Origin of the sequence: Streptococcus sp. 4094 (genome assembly GCF_013277125.1) — a bacterium.
GTDB lineage: Bacteria > Bacillota > Bacilli > Lactobacillales > Streptococcaceae > Streptococcus.
The window spans coordinates 1-429 of the sequence record NZ_VMMI01000090.1; the positions used below are offsets into that span (position 1 = coordinate 1).

General features: G+C 38.5%; 1 pseudogene. It reads right to left on the reverse strand.

The annotated features are described in order from the left end of the window. Nucleotides 1-203 precede the first annotated feature (203 nt). Nucleotides 204-429, reverse strand: a pseudogene (locus HT721_RS10915) (autolysin); the annotation flags it as partial.

Genomic DNA, 429 nt, shown 5'->3' on the forward strand with positions numbered 1-429 from the left:
CCGTCTACTTTTACAAATACCTTTACATCGTTTTACTATATCTTACAACACCTTTTAAAACAGCTATATTTTGAGCTTTTAAATAAATGTTTTTACATCACTTTACAGAGATTTACGACACTTTTGCCCCTTTTTTGCCCCTTTTAAAACAAAAAAACCGCAAGCCTGAGCCTGCGGTTAGTGTAATCTATTTTGAAGTCTTTCTATTTTGTTGTAATCAAGCCATCTGGTTCAACTGTGAACTCTGGCTTATCAGCCATTGTTCCGTCTGCCTTGATGTAGTACCAGCCTTGACCTGCTCTGACGAATTCATTAGATACCATGTTTCCGTCCTTACTATCTAGGTAGTACCATGTGTCCTTATACTTGACCCAACCTGTCTTCATGGCACCTTCTACGTCGAAATAGTACCACTTCTCAGCGATTTTC